This is a genomic window from Paenibacillus sp. Y916, assembly GCF_056786435.1.
The window spans coordinates 40,568-62,063 of the sequence record NZ_JBXCJA010000010.1 but is presented as its reverse complement, the minus strand read 5'-3'; the positions used below and the strand labels follow the sequence as shown (position 1 = coordinate 62,063).

Here is a 21,496-nt window from a genome sequence, read left to right as displayed (position 1 = left end):
TTTACTTCGTTGTAGTTGATCCATTACTTTGTGCAGTCTCAATGAATGTTATGATCGTGTCATTCACTTTCCATTCTCCTAAGGATACTCCTTTGAAGGTCACTTCCACCGTTTCAGATCCAGTTTCACCTTTCAAACTCATATTAGGTGTTGTAATCGTATACGCTCCATCCTTGCTCTTCGTATACTTCGCATCCTTCGCTTCCTTTAACATCATGTTCATAGCTTCACTCTTGAGCGTATCCACGGTTTCATCTTTTACCGTTGTAACGACCTCACCGATCTGCTCAATAGAGATGCCACTATAAATAAGAAGCCCTGCTACGATTACAATCGCGAGCACCCATTTAACCATCGTCTTAACGAGATTGAGAACAATAAAGAGCACCACGAGAGCAATAACAATTACCAGCCAATTTTGCTGCAAGAAATCAATCCATACTTGTACGTCCATTATTTCATAACACTCCCATCTACTTAACTCACTTCCGACCACCCCATCAGTAGCCGATCATTTCCTAATTATACATTATTCCCAGATATTCTGTCAGCCTAACCCTACTTGGACAAAAAAAAGGGGATAAGCTGTTCTGTTTCAGCCTATTTCAACGTACAAGTAGTATAGATAGCAATTATTTCTGATGTAGAAAGGAGTCATGATGTGAAAACGGCCTTTTGGCTCTATTTATTTCTTTTCTTAGCCTTTTTCGATCTGCATGCTCAGTATCCAATACTCACTCCATTTGCAATATCTCTTGGAGCAACTCCAGTCTTCATTGGATGGGTCGTGGGTATTTATGCACTTACACACCTTCCAGGAAATATTATTGCAGGAAAGGTAATTGACCGCCACGGGAGCCGCCCTTACATCATCTTCAGTCTCTTATCCGCTGGAGCCATTCTCCTACTACAAGCTCATATCCAGTTCCCCTGGCAACTATTCGTTCTACGTTCTCTAAGTGGTTTTGTATTAGCCTTTCTTTCTCCAGCTTGCCTAGCTCTGTTGGCTTCCTTATCTAAAGATCCTGTCACTCAAGGGAAGTATATGTCAGGGCATGGCGTGATCCATACCTTAGCTTCCGTTGTCTCCCCAGCTGCGGGCGCCTTCATTGTTGCCAATGCTGGTTATACTATGACATTCCAAAGTCTTGGTTGGCTACTCATCGCAACTGGCATCATGGCCATTTTCAGTGTACCCAAGTCGTTTGGAGCATCGAAGGAAGCTATTAGATCTAAAAACTCCATTCCATTCGGACCTTTCACACGACCGGAGACAGTATCGATTTCCTTACGTTACTACGCCCTTCCATTCGTCGTGTCTTGCGCGCAAGGTATTCTTTTTTTTGAAATCCCTTTACGAAATACGGATATGTCTGGCATTATGTCTACCGGCATTCTCTTCTCGGTTGTTAGCCTAGGAGCACTCTCAACACTTTGCCTGCTCTTCCTAAATCGATATTCTCCTTTTAAGCGAGTTGTCCTAGGAGTTATACTAATGACTTGTTGCTTTTTCAGTTTAGCGGCATTGCCAGAAATCCCTTTAGTTGTAATCCTGTTTGTATTAGGTTCATCCAAGGGGATTATCTTCCCAGCCATGGCCTCCTTATTTATCAAACTTAGCGGTGGAAGTCGATTAGGGCGAGTATTCGCATTTCAATCCATCGCCATGTCCTTGGGATCATTCCTTGGACCTGTTACTTCAGGGCAATTCCGCGACCATTTCTCACCCTATTTCATAGCCTTTCTTATATTGATGATTGGATTAATGATGATCCCTATATCTCGTCAGACAAATCCATCTTTATATACGCGTAACCCACACAGCAGTCCTGATGCTATATAGGCAGTTGCCAAAAGAGGACGCCGTTAGGCGTCCTTCTTTCGTAAACAAGTTAATGTAGATTATGGGACAAGTGAAATCCTGTTCCTTGAATCATATTTAGAGGGAGAGCACGACTTACGACTTTAAAGACGGTGTGTAATAATCAAATCATCACCAACAGTTGCATAAAGCACATCTAAATTCGGCTAAATCCCTCTAACACTAACTTTAGTTGTAAATACTGCCTCTAGATTGCTGGAAAACCCACTTTTCATCGTTATCGCCACTTTTAACTGCAGTTTTTACAGCTATTCCTCTCTCCCCCTACCTTTACTGCCAATTAAGTACACATTATACATCTAACCCATCCCTATCCCAGAGTAGACGTATAGCGGTGATATTGGGGGACAATTAGCGGATGCTGTAGCCAGAATCTTATCCAACAAGCACTCAATCTTCGGTTTAGCCTTCTATCTCTTGGCAAATCAGAACTAGGCTTTCACACAAGCCTTTATCCTTCCTCCACATAAGATACAATGCGGCAATGAACTACACGGGAAAAAGTGGCGACAGTTAATCAAGCCATCACAATCAAACTCATTATCCTACTGTTCAACCAAAACTAATATCAACCATTCAATAAGAGAGGCTTATGCCCTCCATATCCTCCAGCGTTTTTTTGCATATAACATACAAAAGGAGATACACTAGAATGACCCATACAGGTTAAATTTCAACATTTCCCGGGGAATTCTGAGGGATCTCTCCTCTTATGATGAGGTGCAAATCCAGTGTCTATCTATATTATTGTCGAAGGTAAGAATGACCGTCGTAAGCTCCAACGCCTACTTTTACCAGAAATCGATATTTTGTGCACCTACGGTACATTAAACACTACTAGGCTTGAAGCTCTCCGTAATCAAGTGAAAGATGATGAAGTCTTTTTATTTATGGATAATGATAGTTCGGGTAAAAAAATTCGTGGTGTACTACGCGATGCATTCCCCGATGCCGAACATATTTATACGCATCGTGGATATGCTGGAGTGGAGGGCACACCTGATGAATATTTGATATCTCAATTAGAAAAGGCCGCCCTTCATGAATATATTATTTATTGACAGACCATCCATTATAATTTCTTATATTTCAAAAAAACTTCTTCCCTACCGTCATAATTTAGGTAGGAAAGAAGTTGTGTATAGGGAATAGCTCCCATTATTATTTGGCAAGATCCTTAAGGTCCTCAACTAACATGTCTACAGAAACATCATCGGGGTCATTCGCATTATATAAATTACGCACTTGATTGTCACGGTCTACGAGAGCAATGAAGTTAGCATGAGAATAGTTACCTTCTTTATCGCCTAGAATCATTATCTTGAACGACTTCTCCGCTAAATCCCAAACGGTCTGCTTCTCTCCCCGCAAGAAGTACCAGCCATTATAATCCACTTTAAATTTATCACCGAATTCCTTAATCTTCTCAACAGAGTCAACTTCAGGATCAAAGGATATCGAGACGAACTCAATATCTTTGTTAAATACGCCTTCTTCCTTCAACTTGTTCTGTACTTGAGTGAGCATGAACGTCGTCACTGGACAGACATCGGGACAACTCGTAAAAAAGAAGTAGAATAACCGAACCTTCCCTTTCGTATCCTCAAGCGTAACTGTCGTATTATCTACATTTTCAAATGAAAAATCGTCAACCGTTGATATAACTGGCCATTCCTTCTTACCTAAATCTAATGAAGAAACCAATAAATATGTTGCAATAATGACAATGATACCTACTACGGCCCACGTCCATTTATAACGCTTAAATGTCTCCATCATTTCCCCTATCCTCATCTTAAAATGTTGTGTTAAGAATCAATGCAATCAAACTCACAGTTAAATAATTAATTGAGAATAAGAATACCTTCTTAGCCCAAATCTCATCATCCTTCGCTTTAAATCCTTTTAACGAAAGATACAGCCATAAGATGGATAACGCCAAGGAAATAATCATGTAATAAATACCTGCATATCCATATACGTACATTAAGATAGGCACAGGTAGTAACACAATAAGATAAGGAATCATTTGAAACTTAGTTCTTCTAATCCCCTTAACTACAGGTAATAGTGGATATCCTGCAGCACGATATTCTTCTACGCGTCGTATACCCAATGCCCAGAAATGCGGAGGTTGCCATAGAAATAACATTGCAAATAAGAGCCATGCGCCCATATCTACTTCTCCTGTAACCGCAACATATCCAATAACAGGTGGCATCGCACCTGAAATCGCACCAACAGATGTACTCCATGTCGATGATCGTTTAAGCCATAATGTATAAATGACAACATAAACAAAAACACCTATTAAACCGAAGATACCCGCCAGAAATCCCGAAAATATAAATAACACCGCTTGACCGACTATGCCTAAAATAACCGCATACCACAATACAACGACAGGCTTCAACCGCCCCGTAGGAAGTGAGCGCTCACGTGTTCGCTCCATCTTCAAATCGAGCTCCCGATCAAAGTAATTATTAAACACACAGGCTGAGGCCATCACAAGAACGGTCCCAAGGAGCGTCATAATCATCTTTCCATATTGTAAGTCCCATTGGGATGCTAACCAAAACCCCGCAAAGGCTGCTATTAAATTTGAGCGAATAATCCCCGGTTTGGTTATATTAATAAAATCTCTCCATGTCCCCGATTCACTTGGTGGCGTCTGACTAACAGAAAGCGCTGCTGAATCCGAAGGAGATTGGTAACTTATGTCATTATCCACGTGCTAAGTTCCTCCTCTATATCTGTCTAATACTCAAATATTATATCATTCGCTATAAAGTTTATCATATTAACTGCGAAAAGTATCACATAATCGACCGTGTTTGAATTCATCATTCCGACAATTTGATGACTTTTCATAAAGAGTCTGTTCGGTTAATGGATTAAAAGACGTTATTTACGATATAGTAAGAAGTACAAAGGAGAGTGGATTTATGGACACAGGCACACATATAGTCATGGGTTTCACACTTGCAGGCTTAGCTCACATCGATCCTGTGGTGGCTACAACCCCTTCTCTTGCCATAGCTGTAACAATTGGCACTGTCTTAGCTTCACAAGCCCCTGATATCGACAGCGTCCTTCGATTGAAGAACAACGCTTTATATATCCGTAATCACAGGGGAATTACCCATTCGCTCCCGTTCCTCCTCATTTGGACTGTACTTATTACAACGGTAATATCACTCCTATTTCGTGATGTTAGCGTCCTTCACTTAGGTATGTGGACTGGTATAGCTGTATGCGTTCATGTATTCAGTGATTTATTCAATACCTATGGCACTCAAGCTTTTCGCCCATTTACTGAAAAGTGGATTTCATGGAATATCATTCACATATTTGATCCCTTTATATTCGGAAGTCATTTAACGGCGATCCTTCTTTGGATTCTTGGTATGGTACAACCCGCTCCATTATTCATCGTTCTCTATAGTTCAACGATTTGTTATTATGTCTGGAGAACAATCCATCATTATCGCAAAACATTGGAAGTTGCGCGACTGGACCCTAATTATCAACAGGGAGATACTTATTATCTTATCCCCACCATATCTCTTTATCATTGGAACGTTGTTAAATCACAACAGAACGGGAGCTTTGATATCGGAACTCTGAATCGACATCTTCTTCATTGGACCTATCAAGCCGTAACTTCTTCAACTCACGAGGCTGTTGAACATTCCAAGCAACACCCTAACGTGGAAGCCTTTCTTTATTTCACTTCCTTCGCTATTGCCGATGTAGAAGTGGTAGAAGATGGGTATATTGTTCGTTGGACGGATGTCCGTTATCGTCACCGTACGCAGTATCCCTTTGTCGCTGTAGTCGTTATGGACAATCAATATACACCAGTGGGCTCATATATCGGGTGGTTAAGCGATGAGAAAATGAATGCGCGCTTACCCATCAATTATTCTACTTGACAACAATAGACCTACCAAGCCTAAAATACATGTAGAGCATCATCACGCTCTACATGTATTTTACATTTGCTAAGGTAAGCAAAAAAAACCTAGAGCAAGTGCCCTAGGCTTCATGATGATTTCCAACTATCTATTCGTCAGTTACATGTTACCATTTTTTCCTGAAAGCGATTGCTCAGCAATTTGAACTAGTCGTTTCGTAATATATCCTCCGAGAGAACCCATTTCTCTTGAAGTATAACTGCCATAATAACCATCCTGCGGAATCGTAACACCGAGTTCTTGGGCAGCCTCCATTTTAAGTTGTTGGATCGCTGCTCTTGCTTGAGGAACCACGAGATTGTTAGAACTTGATTGTCCTTGTGCCATAATAATAATCTCCTTTCACTTCTGTTTCTGTAATGAAGTGCAAGCTTGCAAGCTTAGTATGGCTACATGGATGAACATTATTCTCTATTCCCCTAAATAATCACTGGAGGTTTTTAACATGAGTAAAGGTCTTTCATTATGGTTTGCAGCTTCATCTATCATCATCCTAGCAGTGGCAGCTATCGCCATCACTCATTCAGGATGGGTCGCCTTGATATTAAGCGTATTGGGCGTCTGTAATATCGGCTATGGATTTGTTATCAAGTCCAAACGAAGAAAGTCTTCCATTGAGCAACCTAACTAGTGCTTGGATGGCAGAAAACCCATACGTTGTTTGACATCATCTAGAGTCCGACTGGCAACCTCATGGGCATTCCTAGCGCCTAGAGCTAGGATGTCTTGAATTTCGCCAGACTCTCGGATTTCATAATAACGTTTCTGCAAAGGTTCTAGCGTATTCACGATCACTTCAGCTAAATCCTTTTTGAATCCACCATACATTTGCCCTTCATACTTCATACGAATATCCTCAAGTGATGAACCAGAACACTGAGAATAAATACTCATTAGATTACTAATCTCCGGTTTTGTTGCTTCATCATATCTTACTTCTGCACCAGAATCTGTCGTTGCTCTGCTAATTTTTTTGCGAATAACGTCTGGAGGATCCAATAACGCGATAAAGCTAGCAGCAACAGAACTACTCTTGCTCATTTTCTTGCTAGCATCATCCAAGGACATTACCCGCGCTCCTACTTCTGGAATATAAGGTTCAGGCAAAGTAAAGCATTCCCCATAACGATGATTGAAACGCCCTGCAAGGTCACGTGTTAGTTCCAAATGCTGTTTCTGGTCTTCACCTACTGGAACTAAGTCCGCGTTGTACACAAGGATATCTGCAGCCATCAGTGACGGATATACAAATAATCCTGCGCCAATGGATTCTTTGCCACTCGACTTATCCTTAAACTGGGTCATTCGCTCTAACTCACCCATGGATGTTAGCGTCGTCAACAACCAACCGAGTTCCGCGTGCTGTGGTACCGCTGACTGCAAGAACACATTTGATTTAGCAGGATCAATGCCCGCTGCAATAAATAACGCTGCATTGGCTTCCGATAGATCGCGAAGTGTTTCTGGTTCTTGAGGTACCGTAATCGCATGCAAATCAGCGACCATGAAATAACATTGATGGAGATCCTGTAACTTCACGAAATTTTTCATTGCGCCGATATAATTACCGAGCGTTAACCGTCCACTAGGTTGTATGCCTGAAAGTACTCTTTTCAATTCAATCACTCCTATACTTCCTTATATTTTGAACAACAAAAATAGGCCCATCATCCACAAAGGGACGTGAGACCGTGGTGCCACCCTTATTTATCGCAAACCGTTAATTGTCCAATAGAACAACAAACTTGCGACCTTCTATTTCCGTAACGTGGAACATACGGCCAGTCTATTAAGGAACTCATGATTCCCGTTCAACTTGGCACTCAAGGGTCCATTCAACATATTGATACCACCGATTCACATCAACCATCGGCTTTCTGAAGGTCATCCAACCTATGCTTACTTATCCCCGTCATCGTATTCGTAATTTAAACTTGTATTTAAATGCAATGATAAGACCCTTAGCATATGTTTGTCAAACTCATTTTTACCAAATCATCATTAATCTGTTACGATGATACTATATTGAAAAAATATTATTGGTAAAGGAGCATACTAATGAAACAAATAACTAAAGGAACATGGAACGGTTACGACACGTATATCCTTCATAGCGACGATCTTCAGATCACCTTACTTCCGGGACTTGGTAATAACGTCATTTCAATCTGGGACAAACATGAAGAGCGACATATTCTCAGAGAACCTAATGAACAAGATCTCGAGTTTTATTTACTGAAACCTTACCATTTTGGTATTCCCCTACTTCTTCCTCCGGGTAGAATTCGGAATGGACAATTCAATTATGACGGGATAGACTATCAGTTTGATCGTAATACGGCAGGTGATAATCACATACACGGATTACATAAAACTCAAAGTTGGCGTGTAAGTGACATTGAAGAAACTGAAGATGATTGTTCAATCACCACTGAATTTCTATCGAGCGATGATCGTAACTGGATGACACAATCACCGACTCCTCTTAAGTTCCAAATCATCTTCAGACTACAAGGTTCACGGTTTACTCAACAATTAAAAGTAACCAATCAAGGGGAACGCGCTTTCCCATTGGGTCTTGGATTCCATACATGGTTCTTGCTGAATGGACAGCCTCAGGATTGGACATTACAAGTGCCAGTTGAAGCTATATACGAACTCGATGAAGCTATAATTCCATCAGGTTCACTGATCCCCTTAGATAGTCTCGAGGATCTTAACGTTGGTCTAAATTTAGCGGGGACTAATCTCGATACGATCTTTCGGATCGGAGAACAACAAGCTGTTGAAGCGGTTCTGACTCACAAAGACGGTTACGGAATTAGATATGTTGCAGATGATCAATATTTCAAGCATTGGGTGCTCTACACCAAGGGAGAGGCAGATGAATTTCTGTGTATAGAACCCTACACTTGGTTACCCAATGCTCCTAATCTTCCACAAGGACCAGAATTCACAGGGTTAATCCGTCTAGAACCACAGCAAACCTTTGAAACACATCTATATTTGGACTCGATACGTCGTCCTGAGTAGCAAAGACTAAACTCATAAGAATGAATCGCCTTCCAAGTAATAATTACCACTTCTAAACGACCTAATTTTCTGTATGTTTTTCCATGTTTATATCCATAATAACCTCATTAAGTACAAAGGAGGTGACAAACATGGGTCAAGCAGGTCAACAAAATCGGGGTCGGAGCAGTAGTTCCAACAATTTGGTAGTCCCTCAAGCAACTGCCGCTTTGCATCAATTGAAGATGGAAGCAGCGCAGGAGCTAGGCGTTCAAATCCCTCAAGATGGTTACTATGGCAACTACACTTCCCGTGAAATGGGTTCTTTGGGAGGTTACATCACCAAGCGCCTAGTACAAATAGCAGAACAACAATTAGCAGGTCGTTCTAACTCGTAATCAGCTTTTTCGAATACTATTCGTACAAGATTAAAAGGACCATTGGAGAAATTCTTCCAATGGTTCTTTGTTGTGCTTCTCTGTACTTTTACACTGACATCATTTATATTTACCAAAACACGACTATCTGTTATAGTTGATATATAACAGATAGGAAGGTGGTCTCGTTGTGATTATAAATTTAGATATGCAGTCTGATATTCCAATCTACACGCAACTTATGAATCAGATTATCGAAGGAATTGCCCATGGAGATCTTCTCCCCGGGGAAGCCCTCCCTTCTGTTCGTGGTCTAGCTTCTGATATTGGTGTCAATCTGCACACTGTCAACAAAGCCTATACTTTACTCAAACAGGAAGGTTTCATCCAGATTCATCGGCAAAAGGGAGTCGTCATTCAACCCGATGGCATGCCTGATTTAACTCCTGAATATGAATTAAAGCAGTACAACCAATTAAAGCCGATCATCGCAGAAGCCATTTGTCGTGGCATGACCAAAGAACAGCTCCTCCAAATCACAGAACAAATTTATAGTGAAATTTCGAATACAGATAAGGAGAATGACTAATGTCCTGGCTCTCTAGTATTATTCTAATTCTAATGTTCCTCCCGATCTCAGCAACTCTAATCTTCATGCCTTATCTCACTCGAGATACCGTCAGCTTCGGGATATCCGTCAGTGAAGAAATGTACCATAGTGGACCCTTACGTGCGCTACGCAAGAAATATGCTTGGACTAGCGCCATTCTCTACACTCTAATACTTATCTTCAGCCTCATTGCCACTTCAGCAAGTGATTCGGTCAAGCAAGAATTCATCATCGCGTGGTCTGTAGGAATACTCATTGTAGGTTCAGCCGTACTTAACCTTGGTTTCCATTTCACGATGAAGAAGTTCAAACTCGATCATCCCATTATCCCTACATCAAACAAGACTATACTTTCTGTTGATACTGGATTTAGACAACAGAAACTTATTTTCTCAAACAAATGGTTTATCATCCATCTAGTGGTTACGATTTGTAGCGCCATACTAGCTTGGAAATATTACAATCAGTTCCCAGAAACAATAGCTATGCAAATCGACTTCCAAGGAAATGTAACGAGAAGTGTTGATAAATCCTATACAGCGGTTCTCGGATTAAATCTTATGCAGTTGATGATGACGTTACTATTCATGTTCATTAATCGGAGTATTCTAAAAAGTAAACAGCAGCTCAACACAAATCATCCAGAGAAATCATTGAAACAAAATGTGATCTTTCGCCGCACCTGGTCGTTATACATCATCATCACAGGTCTGCTTATGGTGTTGTTGTTCGCTTTCATCCAACTGAATATGATATTTGTGCAAAACCCAGAAATTCTCGCATTGGTTAGCATTCTCATTACCTCTGTAATGGTATTGGCTGCGCTCATCTTATCTTTCATCATGGGTCAAGGGGGTAGTCGCATCGGTAAATCTTCTGGGCACTCTAATTCCCAACCGATCAACGATGATGCTCATTGGAAGCTCGGAAGTATTTACTACAACCCACAGGACCCTTCGCTGTGGATTGAGAAGCGAACTGGCATTGGTTGGACAGTCAATTTCGCCAGACCGATGAGTTGGGTCTATCTGATTGGCGTTCCTGCCGTAATCATTATCGTTTCCTTGCTTGTTAGTTAAGTTAGTAATGACAAGCGGAGGGAAATCCAAAATGTACTTGACTGTATAGCACCACTTGATGTAGATTTATTGAAATCAACAAAAAGCTGTCATCAAGGACCTAAGCTTTAATGTCGAATGGACATAGAGAGGAAACCCACAGGCTGAAAGGTTTCTCCCACTACATTAAAGTCTCCCTACCTTGTAGCTGTGGAAGATATTAGATTATCTCTACCGGGAACTCCCGTTATCCAATAAGTAATCGTTTGTTTCATCGAACGATTAAAACTAGGGTGGTACCACGAACGCATTCGTCCCTTACGAATGCGTTCTTTTTGTATTTTACGAATAATCAAAAAATGAAATGGAGGGATTATATGCGCCAGAGTAAATTATTCGCACCAACATTGCGCGAAGTGCCTTCTGATGCAGAAGTTATTAGTCATCAACTCATGCTCAGAGCTGGGTATATCCGACAATTAGCAGCTGGTATCTATACGTACTTACCTTTAGGTTTGCGCGTTCTTCGCAAAGTGGAACAGATTGTTCGAGAGGAAATGGATCTCGTTAGTGCACAAGAAATATTAATGCCTTCCTTACAGCCTGCTGAGCTGTGGCATGAATCAGGCAGATATGAGGACTATGGACCTGAACTCATCCGTTTATACGATCGTCACGATCGAGAATTCGCACTCGGTCCTACACACGAAGAAGTTATTACAAGTCTCATTCGAGATGAGGTAAATTCTTACCGAAAGTTACCGGTGACGATGTACCAAATTCAAACCAAATTCCGTGATGAACGACGCCCACGATTCGGACTACTTCGCGGCAGAGAATTCATTATGAAGGATGCCTATTCCTTTCACACGGACTGGGCTAACCTGGACCTGTCCTATTGGATGATGCATGAAGCTTATACCAAGATTTTCAACCGTTGCGGATTAATTTACAGAGCCGTGGAAGCTGATGCAGGTGTTATCGGTGGTCAGGGGGAAACACATGAGTTCATGGCACTTGCCAGTATTGGAGAAGATACGATTACAACCTGTTCATGCTGTAACTACGCCGCTAATCTAGAAAAGGCAGTATCAGGTTCCCTAAAGGTCACCGCTTCAGAAACTACAATTGAAAGATTAAAAAAATTCCACACACCTGACATCCACACTATTGATCAACTACTACATTCTTTACAGATTGAAGCACAGCTTATTTTCAAAACATTAATTTATCAGGCAGATGGCAAAGTAGTTGCGGTCTTGGTCAGAGGGGATCATGAAGTGAATGAGTTAAAGATAAAGCATTATCTTCATGCGCAACATATTGAATTAGCAGATAGCTCAACGGTAGAGAAAGTAACGGGTGCGTCTGTTGGATACGCAGGTCCAGTAGGACTAACGATACCTATTCTTGTGGATCAGGTTGTCGCTAATATAAATGACGGAATGACCGGTGCTAATGAGGATGACTACCATTTCCGCAACGTACGTCCTGGGATCGACTTCCCAATTGATCATATAGGTGATTTCCGAAATGTCCTTGAGGGTGATCCGTGTCCACGTTGTAAGGATGGTTCCTTGGAGTTTTATCGCGGTATTGAAGTGGGGCATATCTTCAAGCTCGGTACGAAATACAGTGAGAAACTAGGTGCCTTGTACTTAGATCCTGCTGGTAAAGAACAAACTATGGTTATGGGATGTTACGGTATCGGAGTGTCTCGGATATTATCCGCACTCGTGGAACAACACCATGATGAGCAAGGCATAATGTTGCCAATATCCATTGCACCATTCCACGTTCATGTGATTCCAGTATCCAATAAAGACACCTTGCAAATGAAGATAGCCGAGGACATCTATCAGCATTTACTAACTAAGGGGATCGAAGTGTTGTTAGATGATCGGGATGAGCGTCCTGGAGTCAAATTCAAAGATTCAGATTTAATAGGAATCCCTATCCGTATTGTGATCGGTAAGCATGCTACAGACGGTAACGTTGAATTTAAAGAAAGATCAAATACGGCTTCAATTGTAATGACGATCGAGGATGCGTTACTTCGTGCCATAAAACTCATTGCTATTCATTAAAAATAATAAGGAAGCGTTCAACGCTAGTTACATGTTGGACGCTTCCTTGTTGAATAACTAGGAAATCATTAACCCCATATCATGAGCTGTTTCCACTAACAGTGGTGCGTATTCTTCCAGTGTACTTAACGTCAATCGATTCACTGGACCGGATACGGATAAGGCAGCAATAACAAAGCCATTTCGGTCAAATATAGGAACCGATATCGCTGCCGCTCCAGGCTCCCGCTCTTCAAAACTCGTGGCATACCCACACTCTTTTATTTCTATCAGCTGTCTCAAATAGCTACTACGATCTACAATGGACGACCATTCGGGGTTATTCAATAATTCTTCCTGTTCTTCTTCATTTGCAAATGCCATAAGAACCTTACTTGATGCCCCAACAAACAAAGGAAGCCTTGCACCAACCTTAGCGACACGGCGAATAGCTTGGTTACTCTGCACTGCCTGTATACGCAGTCTTTCATTGCCCTCGCGTAAATATAAGCTGACCGTTTCACCCAATCGATCTCTCAATTTCTCCATAGCAGGCAATAACAATATGGCCGGGTCATCACTTTGCGACAAATGCGTAGATAACTCCCATATCTTTATTCCAAGTCGATACTTTTCTGTAGATTTATCGCGTGTAACGAATCCTCTCTCCTCGAGCGTTGAAAGTAATCGATGAACAGTACTCTTATGGAGACCAATCTGTCCTGCAATCTCTGTCAGACCTAGATCAACATTCCTAGTGAAACATAATAATATATCAAGTGCCCGCTCTACCGATCGGACCGTCAGTTTGCGATCTTCCAAGATGAATCGCCCCTCTTTGTCGTTTCACCACGTGAAACATGGTTACATAATTATATAAAATAACGAGATTAAAGTCTACATATTACAATTGTCTTACAAATGTATATAGTGCATTGACTTTAATTCCATCGAGGCATACGATAAATATGAGAAATAAGGAGGGCCACATATGAACATTATAACTGATACTACTACCCCTGGCTCCCTATCCATTCATAAGCCACTCACACGGATCTCACCGCGTTTCATACGCGCTAAGCATATTTTAGTCGCATTACTAATGACGACTATCTTTTTCCTAATCTTTTGTTTCGTTGCCTTACATGCTTATATTGCATGGGTATTATCGAATCCAACTGTTGCTGCATTGTATTCTAATCCTTTACAGGCTAAGTCAATGAATTATGAGAATGTCATTTTCCCTGCGCTCGATGACAGCCGTATGATGCATGGTTGGTATATTCCTGCCGAAGGCTCCAAAAGGACGATTGTATTTAGTCACGGCTATGGAGCTAATCGCGAGGAATCCTGGGTCCCTATGTATGATCTTGCTCATTATGCACATAGCCTCAATTATAATGTACTGATGTTCGACTATGGATTTGCAGCTCAATACAATAAAGATGTTGCTACGGGTGGTAAGATTGAAACACAACAACTACTAGGAGCTATCAAACTTGCTAAAGAACGTGATGCAGAACAAATTATTGTATGGGGATTCTCCATGGGAGCAGGCACGGCACTTCAAGCAGGTCTACAGACAGATGATGTAGATGCCATGATTCTTGACAGTACCTTTCTCTTGGAACCAGATACACTGTATCACAATATTAAGAATCAGATTAATTTGCCTCGACATCCCTCATTGGAGATTTTGCAGGTATTATTCCCAATATTGAACGGTACAAGCTTGAATCAAATACCCTATCAACAAGTGAAGAGCTATGATTATCCCTTTCCTGTCTTCTTTATACATGGGACAAAGGACGTCAAGGCGCCCTTTGGGATTGCCGAAGTGTTAGCCTCCAATCAAACCAATTCTCTCTCTGACGCATGGATTGTTGAGAATAGCCATCATGAACTCATCTTTCGAGAGCATTCTCGTGAATACTTGCAGCGCGTTTCTTCATTCCTTGGACAAGTGAAGACATCCTTAGCGAAGTGAAAAAAGAGGATCTGTCTTGGCGACAGATCCTCTTCTTTCACTTATATCACTTCTTGAATCTTTATGTTGTCTAATCTCTAATCAATGATAGAAACTCCGCACGTGAAGCCGAATCCTCACGGAAAACTCCTCTTACAGCAGAAGTTACCGTCTTGCTACCCGCTTTCTTCACACCACGAGAGCACATGCATAAATGCTCGCCTTCTACGACAACCATCACACCGTTAGGTTCCAGCACTTCATTGATAATATCCGCAATTTGCGATGTAATCCGTTCCTGCACCTGCAAGCGACGAGTTATTGCATCAACCAATCGGGCAAACTTACTGAGACCAGCAATTTTACCACTTGGGATATATCCGATATGGATCTTGCCAAAGAAAGGTGCCATGTGATGTTCGCATTGGCTGTAGTACACAATGTCCTTTACAATGACAAGCTCCTCGTGATTCTCATCAAATGTCACGCCTAGCACATCACGAGGGTCTACTTCATAACCCGCAAAAATCTCCTCGTACATACGTGTGACACGCGCTGGTGTCTCAAGCAATCCTTCTCGCTTAGCATCTTCACCGATTAAATTTAATATTTGCTCAATGTGATACTCTATCTTCTCACGATTTTTACCTACATCAGTATTGGAATAATCCTTAACTCCAGCCACAATATCTCTTCCTCTCTCGGCCGCAACTCCCAGATAGAAAGATTACTTACCTTTTACGGCTTTGCCCTCTCTTGGGAACAGTTGGCTGATTCTTCATCATTTGTTGTGCTTTCTGCATCTGTTTGCCATTCAGATTATACCCCATCTGTTTAGCCATCTTTTGAAGCATTTCTGGATTACTTTGCATTTTCTCCATCTGTTTGCGTAAATAATATACGCCTATGAAGAAACCACCAACTAATCCTACAATTAAAGTGATAATAGGAAGTGCAATATCCATTCTCAGCCACCTCGACATTTACAATTGTTTATCTAACTTGTTTGCGCACGAACATATCATAGCATGTCCTTTAATCGCTAGCAAATATAATTCTAGGCAAGTTCCGCCTCAATAAAAACCGTCGTTTCTAGTGCTAAATCTACTTCCTTAATATCTAGATCATTACCATTGTTACGTATAATTCGCACTACCGGTCGACCTGGCAGTCCTCTGTGCTGACTCACTACAACACCAGTCTCTTTCGTGGACAGTCGTACAGCTGTTCCGTTCGGGTAAATGGACACCATTCTCGTAAACTGGATCAATACTTCCCTATCCAACTGTTGTTCCGACATCGCCATCATTTTCTCACATGCCTCATGCGGAAGCAGCGCCTTATCCCCATCCAAATGACTGATTAAATGATCATACGTATTGGCCACAGCAACGATCTTAGCATAGATATGAATCTCATCCCCTGACAACCCTCGTGGAATACCGAATCCATCGACTCTTTCATGATGCTGTAACGCCACATGTGCAATCAGAAGATTGAATTCCCGTTTATTCTTGATCTTCTCAAAGCCTCGCCATGTATGATGCTCTCTAACACTAGATGATATCTCATCTTCCAATAACAAGCCGTTCTTCCCTAAGTCATGTAACAATGCACCAATGGCTAGTTCTTTCGCCTGAATATAATTCAGTCCTAAATTAATGCCCATCACGGTCGATAATAAACAAACGTTCATAGCATGTACATACTGTGCGTTATCAACAGTACGAATGTCCGTCAATTCGATAAGTAGCTCTTTATTACTTATAACATCGGACAAAAGCATGTCGATACTCGTACCAATATTTTTCGCATTCCATTCCTTACCTGATCGCACTGCTTCAAATGTGTCGTTTATTCCATGAATAAGACTTTGCTTGGTCGCTTCTTGTAACATATCCTCGACCTGAACGTCATCAAATAAAGGGTCTTGAATATACAGCATCGTAACGCCGATCCGATTAAGTGTATTGACCATATATACAGTGAGTTGAACTCCCGCTGATAAGAGCACGGTACCGTTCCCTGCATATACCGACTTACCAAGGAACTGTCCTGCTTCTACATCTGCAATATTTACATATCTCATGAATGAATGTTCCCCCATCTAACCGACTAACTTTTATTGGTATTACTTCTTTCAGTTAACGATCCCTCTATAGACAAAAGGTGCCTTTTGATTTCTAGACCTCCACTAAAGCCTACTAGAGAGCCTTCGGAGCTAATAATTCGATGGCTAGGCACAATAAGCGGTACCGGATTTTTATTGTTCGCTCCTTCAACAGCCCTTACTGCCTTAGGACGTTCAATTGCCTCCGCCATTTGTGTATAGGAAATTGTATCCCCATAAGCAATATCGGCAAGTGAGGCCCATACTTGTAGTTGAAATGGAGTACCTCTCATATCCGTTGGAAGATCAAATTGTTTCCGCTTGCCTGTAAAGTATTGTTCTAATTGTATTTTGGCCTCAGCCAGTCGTTCTTGATCAAGTACAAATTCAGCATCTATTGCCCAATTACGCGACCATTGCTGTACGAAGGATTCTCTAAGCGTATATGATCCGAATTCAACTAGACAGATTCCTATCTCCGAAGTAAATACCGTCAATACTCCAATAGGAGTTGTCATTTCATCATAATAAATCATTTCATTTAGATTCTTCATGACTCTTCCACTTCCACATTAGACGGTTGTAGCTTTTCTTTCGCTTGTCTAAGCATTTGCAACACCGATTCATCTTGTTCTACAGCCATTCCCTTTATGACACTGTTCAAAGCATCCTCGCCTCCAATACGTCCCAACGCCCATGCAGCGGTTCCTCTTATCTCTTGTCTAGGATCCTTTAACAGCACCCCTTCCAGTCTCGGTATAGCGGAACGATCTTTAAAATTACCGAGTGCAATAATGGCATTCCGCTGAATAGGGTTCTTCCCTCTCCATGCTGCTGCGCTCCCTCCAAATTGCTTCTTAAATTCTCGATTACTTAAATCAAGAATAGGGAACAGAAGTGACTTTGCTATTTCAGGATCTGGAAGAAGTTGTTCATTGTGATTCCAGCTCTTACCCCGATTTTTAGGACAGACAATTTGACACGTATCGCAGCCATATAATCGATTTCCAATCTTGATCATCTGTTCATCTTCCAACAAGCCTTTCGTTTGGGTTAAGAATGAAATACAGATCTTTGCATTAATTTGCCCAGGACCTACGAGCGCCCCGGTCGGACATGCCTCAAGGCATTTCGTGCACTCCCCACAATCTTCTGTTACAGGTGTGTCTGGTGGGAATGGTATATTCGTAACGAGTTCCCCTAGATATATCCACGAACCCCATTTCGGCGAAATAATCAAACAATTCTTCCCACTAAAACCTATGCCCGCCCGCTCAGCAACTGCACGGTCTACCAGAGATCCCGTATCAACCATGCTCTCTATTACCGCTTCTGGAACACGTTCCCTAATAAAGTTCTCAAGCTTCTCCATCGCTTCCCGTAACACGTGATGATAATCTCTTCCCCATGCAGTCCGAGCGAAGATTCCTCGGTTAGCACCCGGTTCTGATTTGGGAGGGCTCTCCATCTTGGACGGATAGGCCACAGCGATCGCAATCAGTGATGCCGGTTGAGATGAAGCTAATGTAGGTATTACTCTTTTATCTAGATCTGGCTCTTCGAAGCCTGATTCATATCCTTTATCACGTTGGTTCTGTAGGAGTGACTTCAGCGAAACAAAAGGATCCGCAGTAGCAAAACCAATGTCGTCGATCCCTAAACTAGGTGCCGCTAATTGGATTTCCTTCTTAAGTTCCTCCCAGAATGATGATGAGGTAGCGTATGGTGACTGTAATGTCGTCTGTTGTATCTTCATTTCCCCATCATCTCCTTATCTTAGAAGCATTATAATCCTCTAATTTTATTAAATGGCCAAAAAATAAATTCAGCTCTTCCAACAATCAAATCCGAAGCTACCGTTCCGAAGTAACGACTGTCCTTACTCTCTCCTAAATGACGATTATCGCCCATGACGAAATATTGATCCTCTTCTAGTTTGACCCCTGCGAAATCTTGATCTTGAATACTTACATCGATATACTCCTCTTGTTGGAGTTGACCATTTAGATATAGTTGATGATCACTAACCTTAACCACATCCCCGGGAACACCTATGACACGCTTTACAAGAAACTCTTTCTTGCTATCATCTTGACTTGGATCATGTAGCACAACGACTTCACCCTGTTTAGGTGCTGAGAAGCTATAGATTATTTTATTAATAAACAAACGCTCTCCTTCTACTAATGTGGGTTGCATCGATTGCCCTTTAACCATAGACAAATTAAATACAAATATATTAAGCAACGACATAATCACAAATACAACAACAAGTGTTTTGATCCAGTCCCATAATTCCCTTTTCCATCCTGGTTTATGCTCTCCAGTCTTTGGGTTAGGAGAAATAGGACTTTCTAACGTAACTCCTTCTAATGATTCATTGTTGCTCATATTACACCTCTTCTTTTCACTAAATTATTTCAAAAGGAAACGATTGTGCCGTCCCCTTCCAGTAATTTATGCTAACAAAGCTAGCGTCAGTTCGTATCACAACTAGTATTGAGTGTAACTTATACTACCATATATTTTCAAATCTCCACATAATAGAAAAGCATATCCGCTCCGCTTTTGCAACGGCTGCACGATATGCTTGATATTGGATAAACGAAGTCATATTCTATATATACGTAACTATTTTACCTAACTCTACACATGTGCCACAATACTAAGTTTCTGAAAAGCCTCCATAATTTTGTTAGCTCCGTAACCCATTGTTTCAAATAATGGCATCGCTGAAATATTCTGTTCATCTCCGGCAATCATGATACGACTCACTTTACGTTGTTTAAAACGCTGTTCCATGGCTTTAATAAGGGCTTTACCAATCCCTCTACGCCGAAAGTCTGGGTGAATAGCAATTCTGAAATAACAACCGTGGTTGTTCTCAATCGTACCGATTAAGGTACCCACAATCTCTCCATCTTCTTCTGCTACCATGATCAGGTCGGAATCCCATTGGAGCTGCCTAGAGAATGGTTGAATAGTATTCTCAAAACACTCCTCAGATAAAGCAACCTGAAGAAGTTCAGTTACTGGTGTACAGTCACTTAACTGAAAGGAACGAACATGCATATTATAAATCTCCCTTTTCGTTAGCTTTATCCGATAGTTTACATAAAAGTTGCTAAGAGCGAACTTTTACAATAACCTCGAATATAATAATTACGACAAATAAACCGAAATTCACTCTTGCTAGTCCATTAAACCACATTTATCTCCACAATACACTCGTTTTCTTATGAAAGCGTTTTATCTCTATGTTTTTTAGTATCTTTTGGTTTATTTCCATGCATTTGTAATTTATTATTGTATGTTTTATTTAACACTTGGGTAATATAATTTATGTTTTGTAAATTTAGTAAACAACAATCCGACTTTATAAACATACATGTTGATTTAATCTGTTAAATACGGTTTAATTAGATAATGTAACCAGTTGTATAAAGGGTGCTAGCAAAGCCCTTTGTTCATAGGATTGAATACTAAACAATACACAGGAGGTAATTTACCATGGCATTTCAACTACCAGCTCTACCTTATTCAAATGATGCATTAGAACCACATATCGATGCATTAACAATGGAAATTCACCACGATCGTCACCATAACACATATGTTACCAATTTGAATGCAGCACTAGAAAAAGCTCCTGAATTGCAAAACAAAACAATTGAAGAAATACTTACAGGTCTTGGAAGCGTACCTGAAGAAATTCGTACCGCTGTTCGTAATAACGGTGGAGGGCACGCAAACCACAGCCTATTCTGGGAAATCATTGGTCCAAATGGCGGTGGCAACCCAACTGGCGAATTGGCACAAGCCATTGATAGTGAGCTTGGTGGTCTTGATAAATTTAAAGAAGAATTTGCCAAAGCAGCTACTACTCGTTTCGGAAGCGGATGGGCTTGGCTTGTTGTTGGTAAAGATGGCAAACTAGCTGTAACAAGCACACCTAACCAAGACAGCCCACTTAGCGAAGGATTGACTCCAATTCTTGGTCTTGACGTATGGGAGCATGCTTACTACTTGAAATTCCAAAACAAACGTCCTGATTATATTTCTGCTTTCTGGAACGTAGTTAACTGGGATGCGGTTAGCGCACGTTACTCTGCTGCTAAATAATTAAAGGATTTAAAGATAAACGGCAATACCGTCCTTTTTCAAAGACGGCACCCGTTTCAGCGGAATTATAAGAAAGTGATCCATCCTTAAACGGATGGATCACTTTTTTTGAGCTATAAAATAAGGATATCATTGGGGTGGGATGAAGTGAAGTGGAGTGAAACCGCGCGAATTTTCTAACGGAAGCACTAGACCTTATTCTGCCTAATACGTCGCTTTTGAAATTCTAACGGAAATGAGCGACCTTATTGGGCCTTTCCCTCTGGATTTGGGCTGTTTATTGACATATAGAGGCATGTGCTTCCGTTAGATTTTC

General features: G+C 41.1%; 22 protein-coding genes, 1 pseudogene and 1 other annotated feature. Of the genes and pseudogenes, 11 read left to right on the top strand and 12 right to left on the bottom strand.

What is annotated here, in order from left to right; genetic code table 11:
- Position 1: 1 nt before the first annotated feature.
- Positions 2 to 454 carry a hypothetical protein gene (locus tag AC1TO9_RS18555; protein ID WP_482056175.1) on the bottom strand — a complete coding sequence of 151 codons (453 nt, stop codon included), beginning with the start codon at positions 452 to 454 and terminating at the stop codon, positions 2 to 4.
- Positions 455 to 661: 207 nt separating this feature from the next.
- On the opposite strand from AC1TO9_RS18555, the gene AC1TO9_RS18550 reads away from it, so the two are divergent.
- Entirely contained in the window at positions 662 to 1,843 is a 1,182-nt protein-coding gene (locus AC1TO9_RS18550) for an MFS transporter (RefSeq protein ID WP_482056174.1), read from the top strand.
- A gap of 770 nt (positions 1,844 to 2,613) precedes the next feature.
- Positions 2,614 to 2,943: a toprim domain-containing protein gene (locus tag AC1TO9_RS18545; RefSeq protein WP_482060120.1), complete on the top strand. Its 330-nt coding sequence runs from the start codon at positions 2,614 to 2,616 to the stop codon at positions 2,941 to 2,943.
- Between the two features lie 100 nt (positions 2,944 to 3,043).
- Here the strand turns inward: AC1TO9_RS18545 and AC1TO9_RS18540 are convergent, their stop codons facing one another.
- Both AC1TO9_RS18540 and cyoE read right to left on the bottom strand, forming a co-directional pair.
- Positions 3,044 to 3,661, bottom strand: coding sequence for an SCO family protein (locus AC1TO9_RS18540; RefSeq protein WP_482060119.1), 618 nt, complete (start codon positions 3,659 to 3,661; stop codon positions 3,044 to 3,046).
- Between the two features lie 16 nt (positions 3,662 to 3,677).
- Entirely contained in the window at positions 3,678 to 4,613 is a 936-nt protein-coding gene (cyoE, locus tag AC1TO9_RS18535) for a heme o synthase (protein WP_482060118.1), read from the bottom strand.
- Positions 4,614 to 4,827: 214 nt separating this feature from the next.
- Here cyoE and AC1TO9_RS18530 point away from each other — a divergent pair, with 214 nt between their 5' ends.
- Positions 4,828 to 5,817: a metal-dependent hydrolase gene (locus AC1TO9_RS18530; protein WP_482056170.1), complete on the top strand. Its 990-nt coding sequence runs from the start codon at positions 4,828 to 4,830 to the stop codon at positions 5,815 to 5,817.
- Positions 5,818 to 5,958: 141 nt separating this feature from the next.
- On the opposite strand, the gene AC1TO9_RS18525 is transcribed toward AC1TO9_RS18530, so the two are convergent.
- A complete protein-coding gene (locus tag AC1TO9_RS18525) occupies positions 5,959 to 6,186 on the bottom strand; it encodes an alpha/beta-type small acid-soluble spore protein (protein ID WP_482056169.1) in 228 nt (75 codons plus the stop codon).
- 118 nt (positions 6,187 to 6,304) lie between these two features.
- Here AC1TO9_RS18525 and AC1TO9_RS18520 point away from each other — a divergent pair, with 118 nt between their 5' ends.
- Positions 6,305 to 6,490, top strand: a complete 186-nt coding sequence (locus AC1TO9_RS18520) for a hypothetical protein (protein WP_482056168.1) — start codon at positions 6,305 to 6,307, stop codon at positions 6,488 to 6,490.
- On the opposite strand, the gene trpS is transcribed toward AC1TO9_RS18520, so the two are convergent.
- Positions 6,487 to 7,476, bottom strand: a complete 990-nt coding sequence (trpS, locus tag AC1TO9_RS18515; RefSeq protein WP_482056167.1) for a tryptophan--tRNA ligase — start codon at positions 7,474 to 7,476, stop codon at positions 6,487 to 6,489. The two genes, AC1TO9_RS18520 and trpS, sit on opposite strands and share 4 nt — an antisense overlap.
- Before the next feature lie 57 nt (positions 7,477 to 7,533).
- Positions 7,534 to 7,784 (bottom strand) — a binding site (T-box leader).
- Positions 7,785 to 7,917: 133 nt separating this feature from the next.
- Between trpS and AC1TO9_RS18510 the strand changes: the two genes are divergently transcribed.
- The 5 genes from AC1TO9_RS18510 (at position 7,918) to AC1TO9_RS18490 (ending at position 13,003) form a co-directional block, all read left to right on the top strand.
- Positions 7,918 to 8,892, top strand: coding sequence for an aldose epimerase family protein (locus tag AC1TO9_RS18510; RefSeq protein WP_482056166.1), 975 nt, complete (start codon positions 7,918 to 7,920; stop codon positions 8,890 to 8,892).
- Between the two features lie 131 nt (positions 8,893 to 9,023).
- Complete coding sequence (locus tag AC1TO9_RS18505; RefSeq protein WP_482056165.1) at positions 9,024 to 9,269, top strand: alpha/beta-type small acid-soluble spore protein; 246 nt, start codon at positions 9,024 to 9,026, stop codon at positions 9,267 to 9,269.
- Positions 9,270 to 9,438: 169 nt separating this feature from the next.
- On the top strand, positions 9,439 to 9,837 hold the full coding sequence (locus AC1TO9_RS18500; protein WP_482056164.1) for a GntR family transcriptional regulator: 399 nt from the start codon (positions 9,439 to 9,441) through the stop codon (positions 9,835 to 9,837).
- Positions 9,837 to 10,937, top strand: a complete 1,101-nt coding sequence (locus AC1TO9_RS18495; protein ID WP_482060117.1) for a DUF1648 domain-containing protein — start codon at positions 9,837 to 9,839, stop codon at positions 10,935 to 10,937. The genes AC1TO9_RS18500 and AC1TO9_RS18495 overlap by 1 nt, the downstream gene beginning before the upstream one ends.
- A gap of 356 nt (positions 10,938 to 11,293) precedes the next feature.
- Positions 11,294 to 13,003 carry a proline--tRNA ligase gene (locus AC1TO9_RS18490; RefSeq protein ID WP_482060116.1) on the top strand — a complete coding sequence of 570 codons (1,710 nt, stop codon included), beginning with the start codon at positions 11,294 to 11,296 and terminating at the stop codon, positions 13,001 to 13,003.
- 57 nt (positions 13,004 to 13,060) lie between these two features.
- Here the strand turns inward: AC1TO9_RS18490 and AC1TO9_RS18485 are convergent, their stop codons facing one another.
- Positions 13,061 to 13,804: an IclR family transcriptional regulator gene (locus tag AC1TO9_RS18485; RefSeq protein ID WP_482056161.1), complete on the bottom strand. Its 744-nt coding sequence runs from the start codon at positions 13,802 to 13,804 to the stop codon at positions 13,061 to 13,063.
- 169 nt (positions 13,805 to 13,973) lie between these two features.
- Here AC1TO9_RS18485 and AC1TO9_RS18480 point away from each other — a divergent pair, with 169 nt between their 5' ends.
- Positions 13,974 to 14,969, top strand: coding sequence for an alpha/beta hydrolase (locus AC1TO9_RS18480; protein ID WP_482056160.1), 996 nt, complete (start codon positions 13,974 to 13,976; stop codon positions 14,967 to 14,969).
- 70 nt (positions 14,970 to 15,039) lie between these two features.
- Here AC1TO9_RS18480 and folE read toward each other — a convergent pair whose 3' ends face one another.
- From folE to AC1TO9_RS18450, 6 genes and pseudogenes are all read right to left on the bottom strand, one after another.
- Positions 15,040 to 15,633 (bottom strand): GTP cyclohydrolase I FolE, encoded by a 594-nt coding sequence (gene folE, locus AC1TO9_RS18475; RefSeq protein ID WP_482056159.1) that lies wholly within the window; start codon positions 15,631 to 15,633, stop codon positions 15,040 to 15,042.
- A 46-nt stretch (positions 15,634 to 15,679) separates the two neighbouring features.
- On the bottom strand, positions 15,680 to 15,913 hold the full coding sequence (locus AC1TO9_RS18470) for a YneF family protein (RefSeq protein ID WP_482056158.1): 234 nt from the start codon (positions 15,911 to 15,913) through the stop codon (positions 15,680 to 15,682).
- Positions 15,914 to 16,005: 92 nt separating this feature from the next.
- The gene (locus AC1TO9_RS18465) at positions 16,006 to 17,037 is read right to left on the bottom strand and encodes an HD-GYP domain-containing protein (protein WP_482056157.1); all 1,032 of its coding nucleotides are present in this window, start codon (positions 17,035 to 17,037) and stop codon (positions 16,006 to 16,008) included.
- A 26-nt stretch (positions 17,038 to 17,063) separates the two neighbouring features.
- A pseudogene (queG, locus tag AC1TO9_RS18460) lies at positions 17,064 to 18,814 on the bottom strand (tRNA epoxyqueuosine(34) reductase QueG).
- Positions 18,815 to 18,843: 29 nt separating this feature from the next.
- Positions 18,844 to 19,449, bottom strand: coding sequence for a signal peptidase I (lepB, locus tag AC1TO9_RS18455; RefSeq protein WP_482056156.1), 606 nt, complete (start codon positions 19,447 to 19,449; stop codon positions 18,844 to 18,846).
- A 255-nt stretch (positions 19,450 to 19,704) separates the two neighbouring features.
- On the bottom strand, positions 19,705 to 20,130 hold the full coding sequence (locus tag AC1TO9_RS18450; RefSeq protein WP_482056155.1) for a GNAT family N-acetyltransferase: 426 nt from the start codon (positions 20,128 to 20,130) through the stop codon (positions 19,705 to 19,707).
- 438 nt (positions 20,131 to 20,568) lie between these two features.
- Here AC1TO9_RS18450 and AC1TO9_RS18445 point away from each other — a divergent pair, with 438 nt between their 5' ends.
- Positions 20,569 to 21,180: a superoxide dismutase gene (locus tag AC1TO9_RS18445; protein WP_482056154.1), complete on the top strand. Its 612-nt coding sequence runs from the start codon at positions 20,569 to 20,571 to the stop codon at positions 21,178 to 21,180.
- The last annotated feature ends 316 nt before the right edge of the window (positions 21,181 to 21,496 follow it).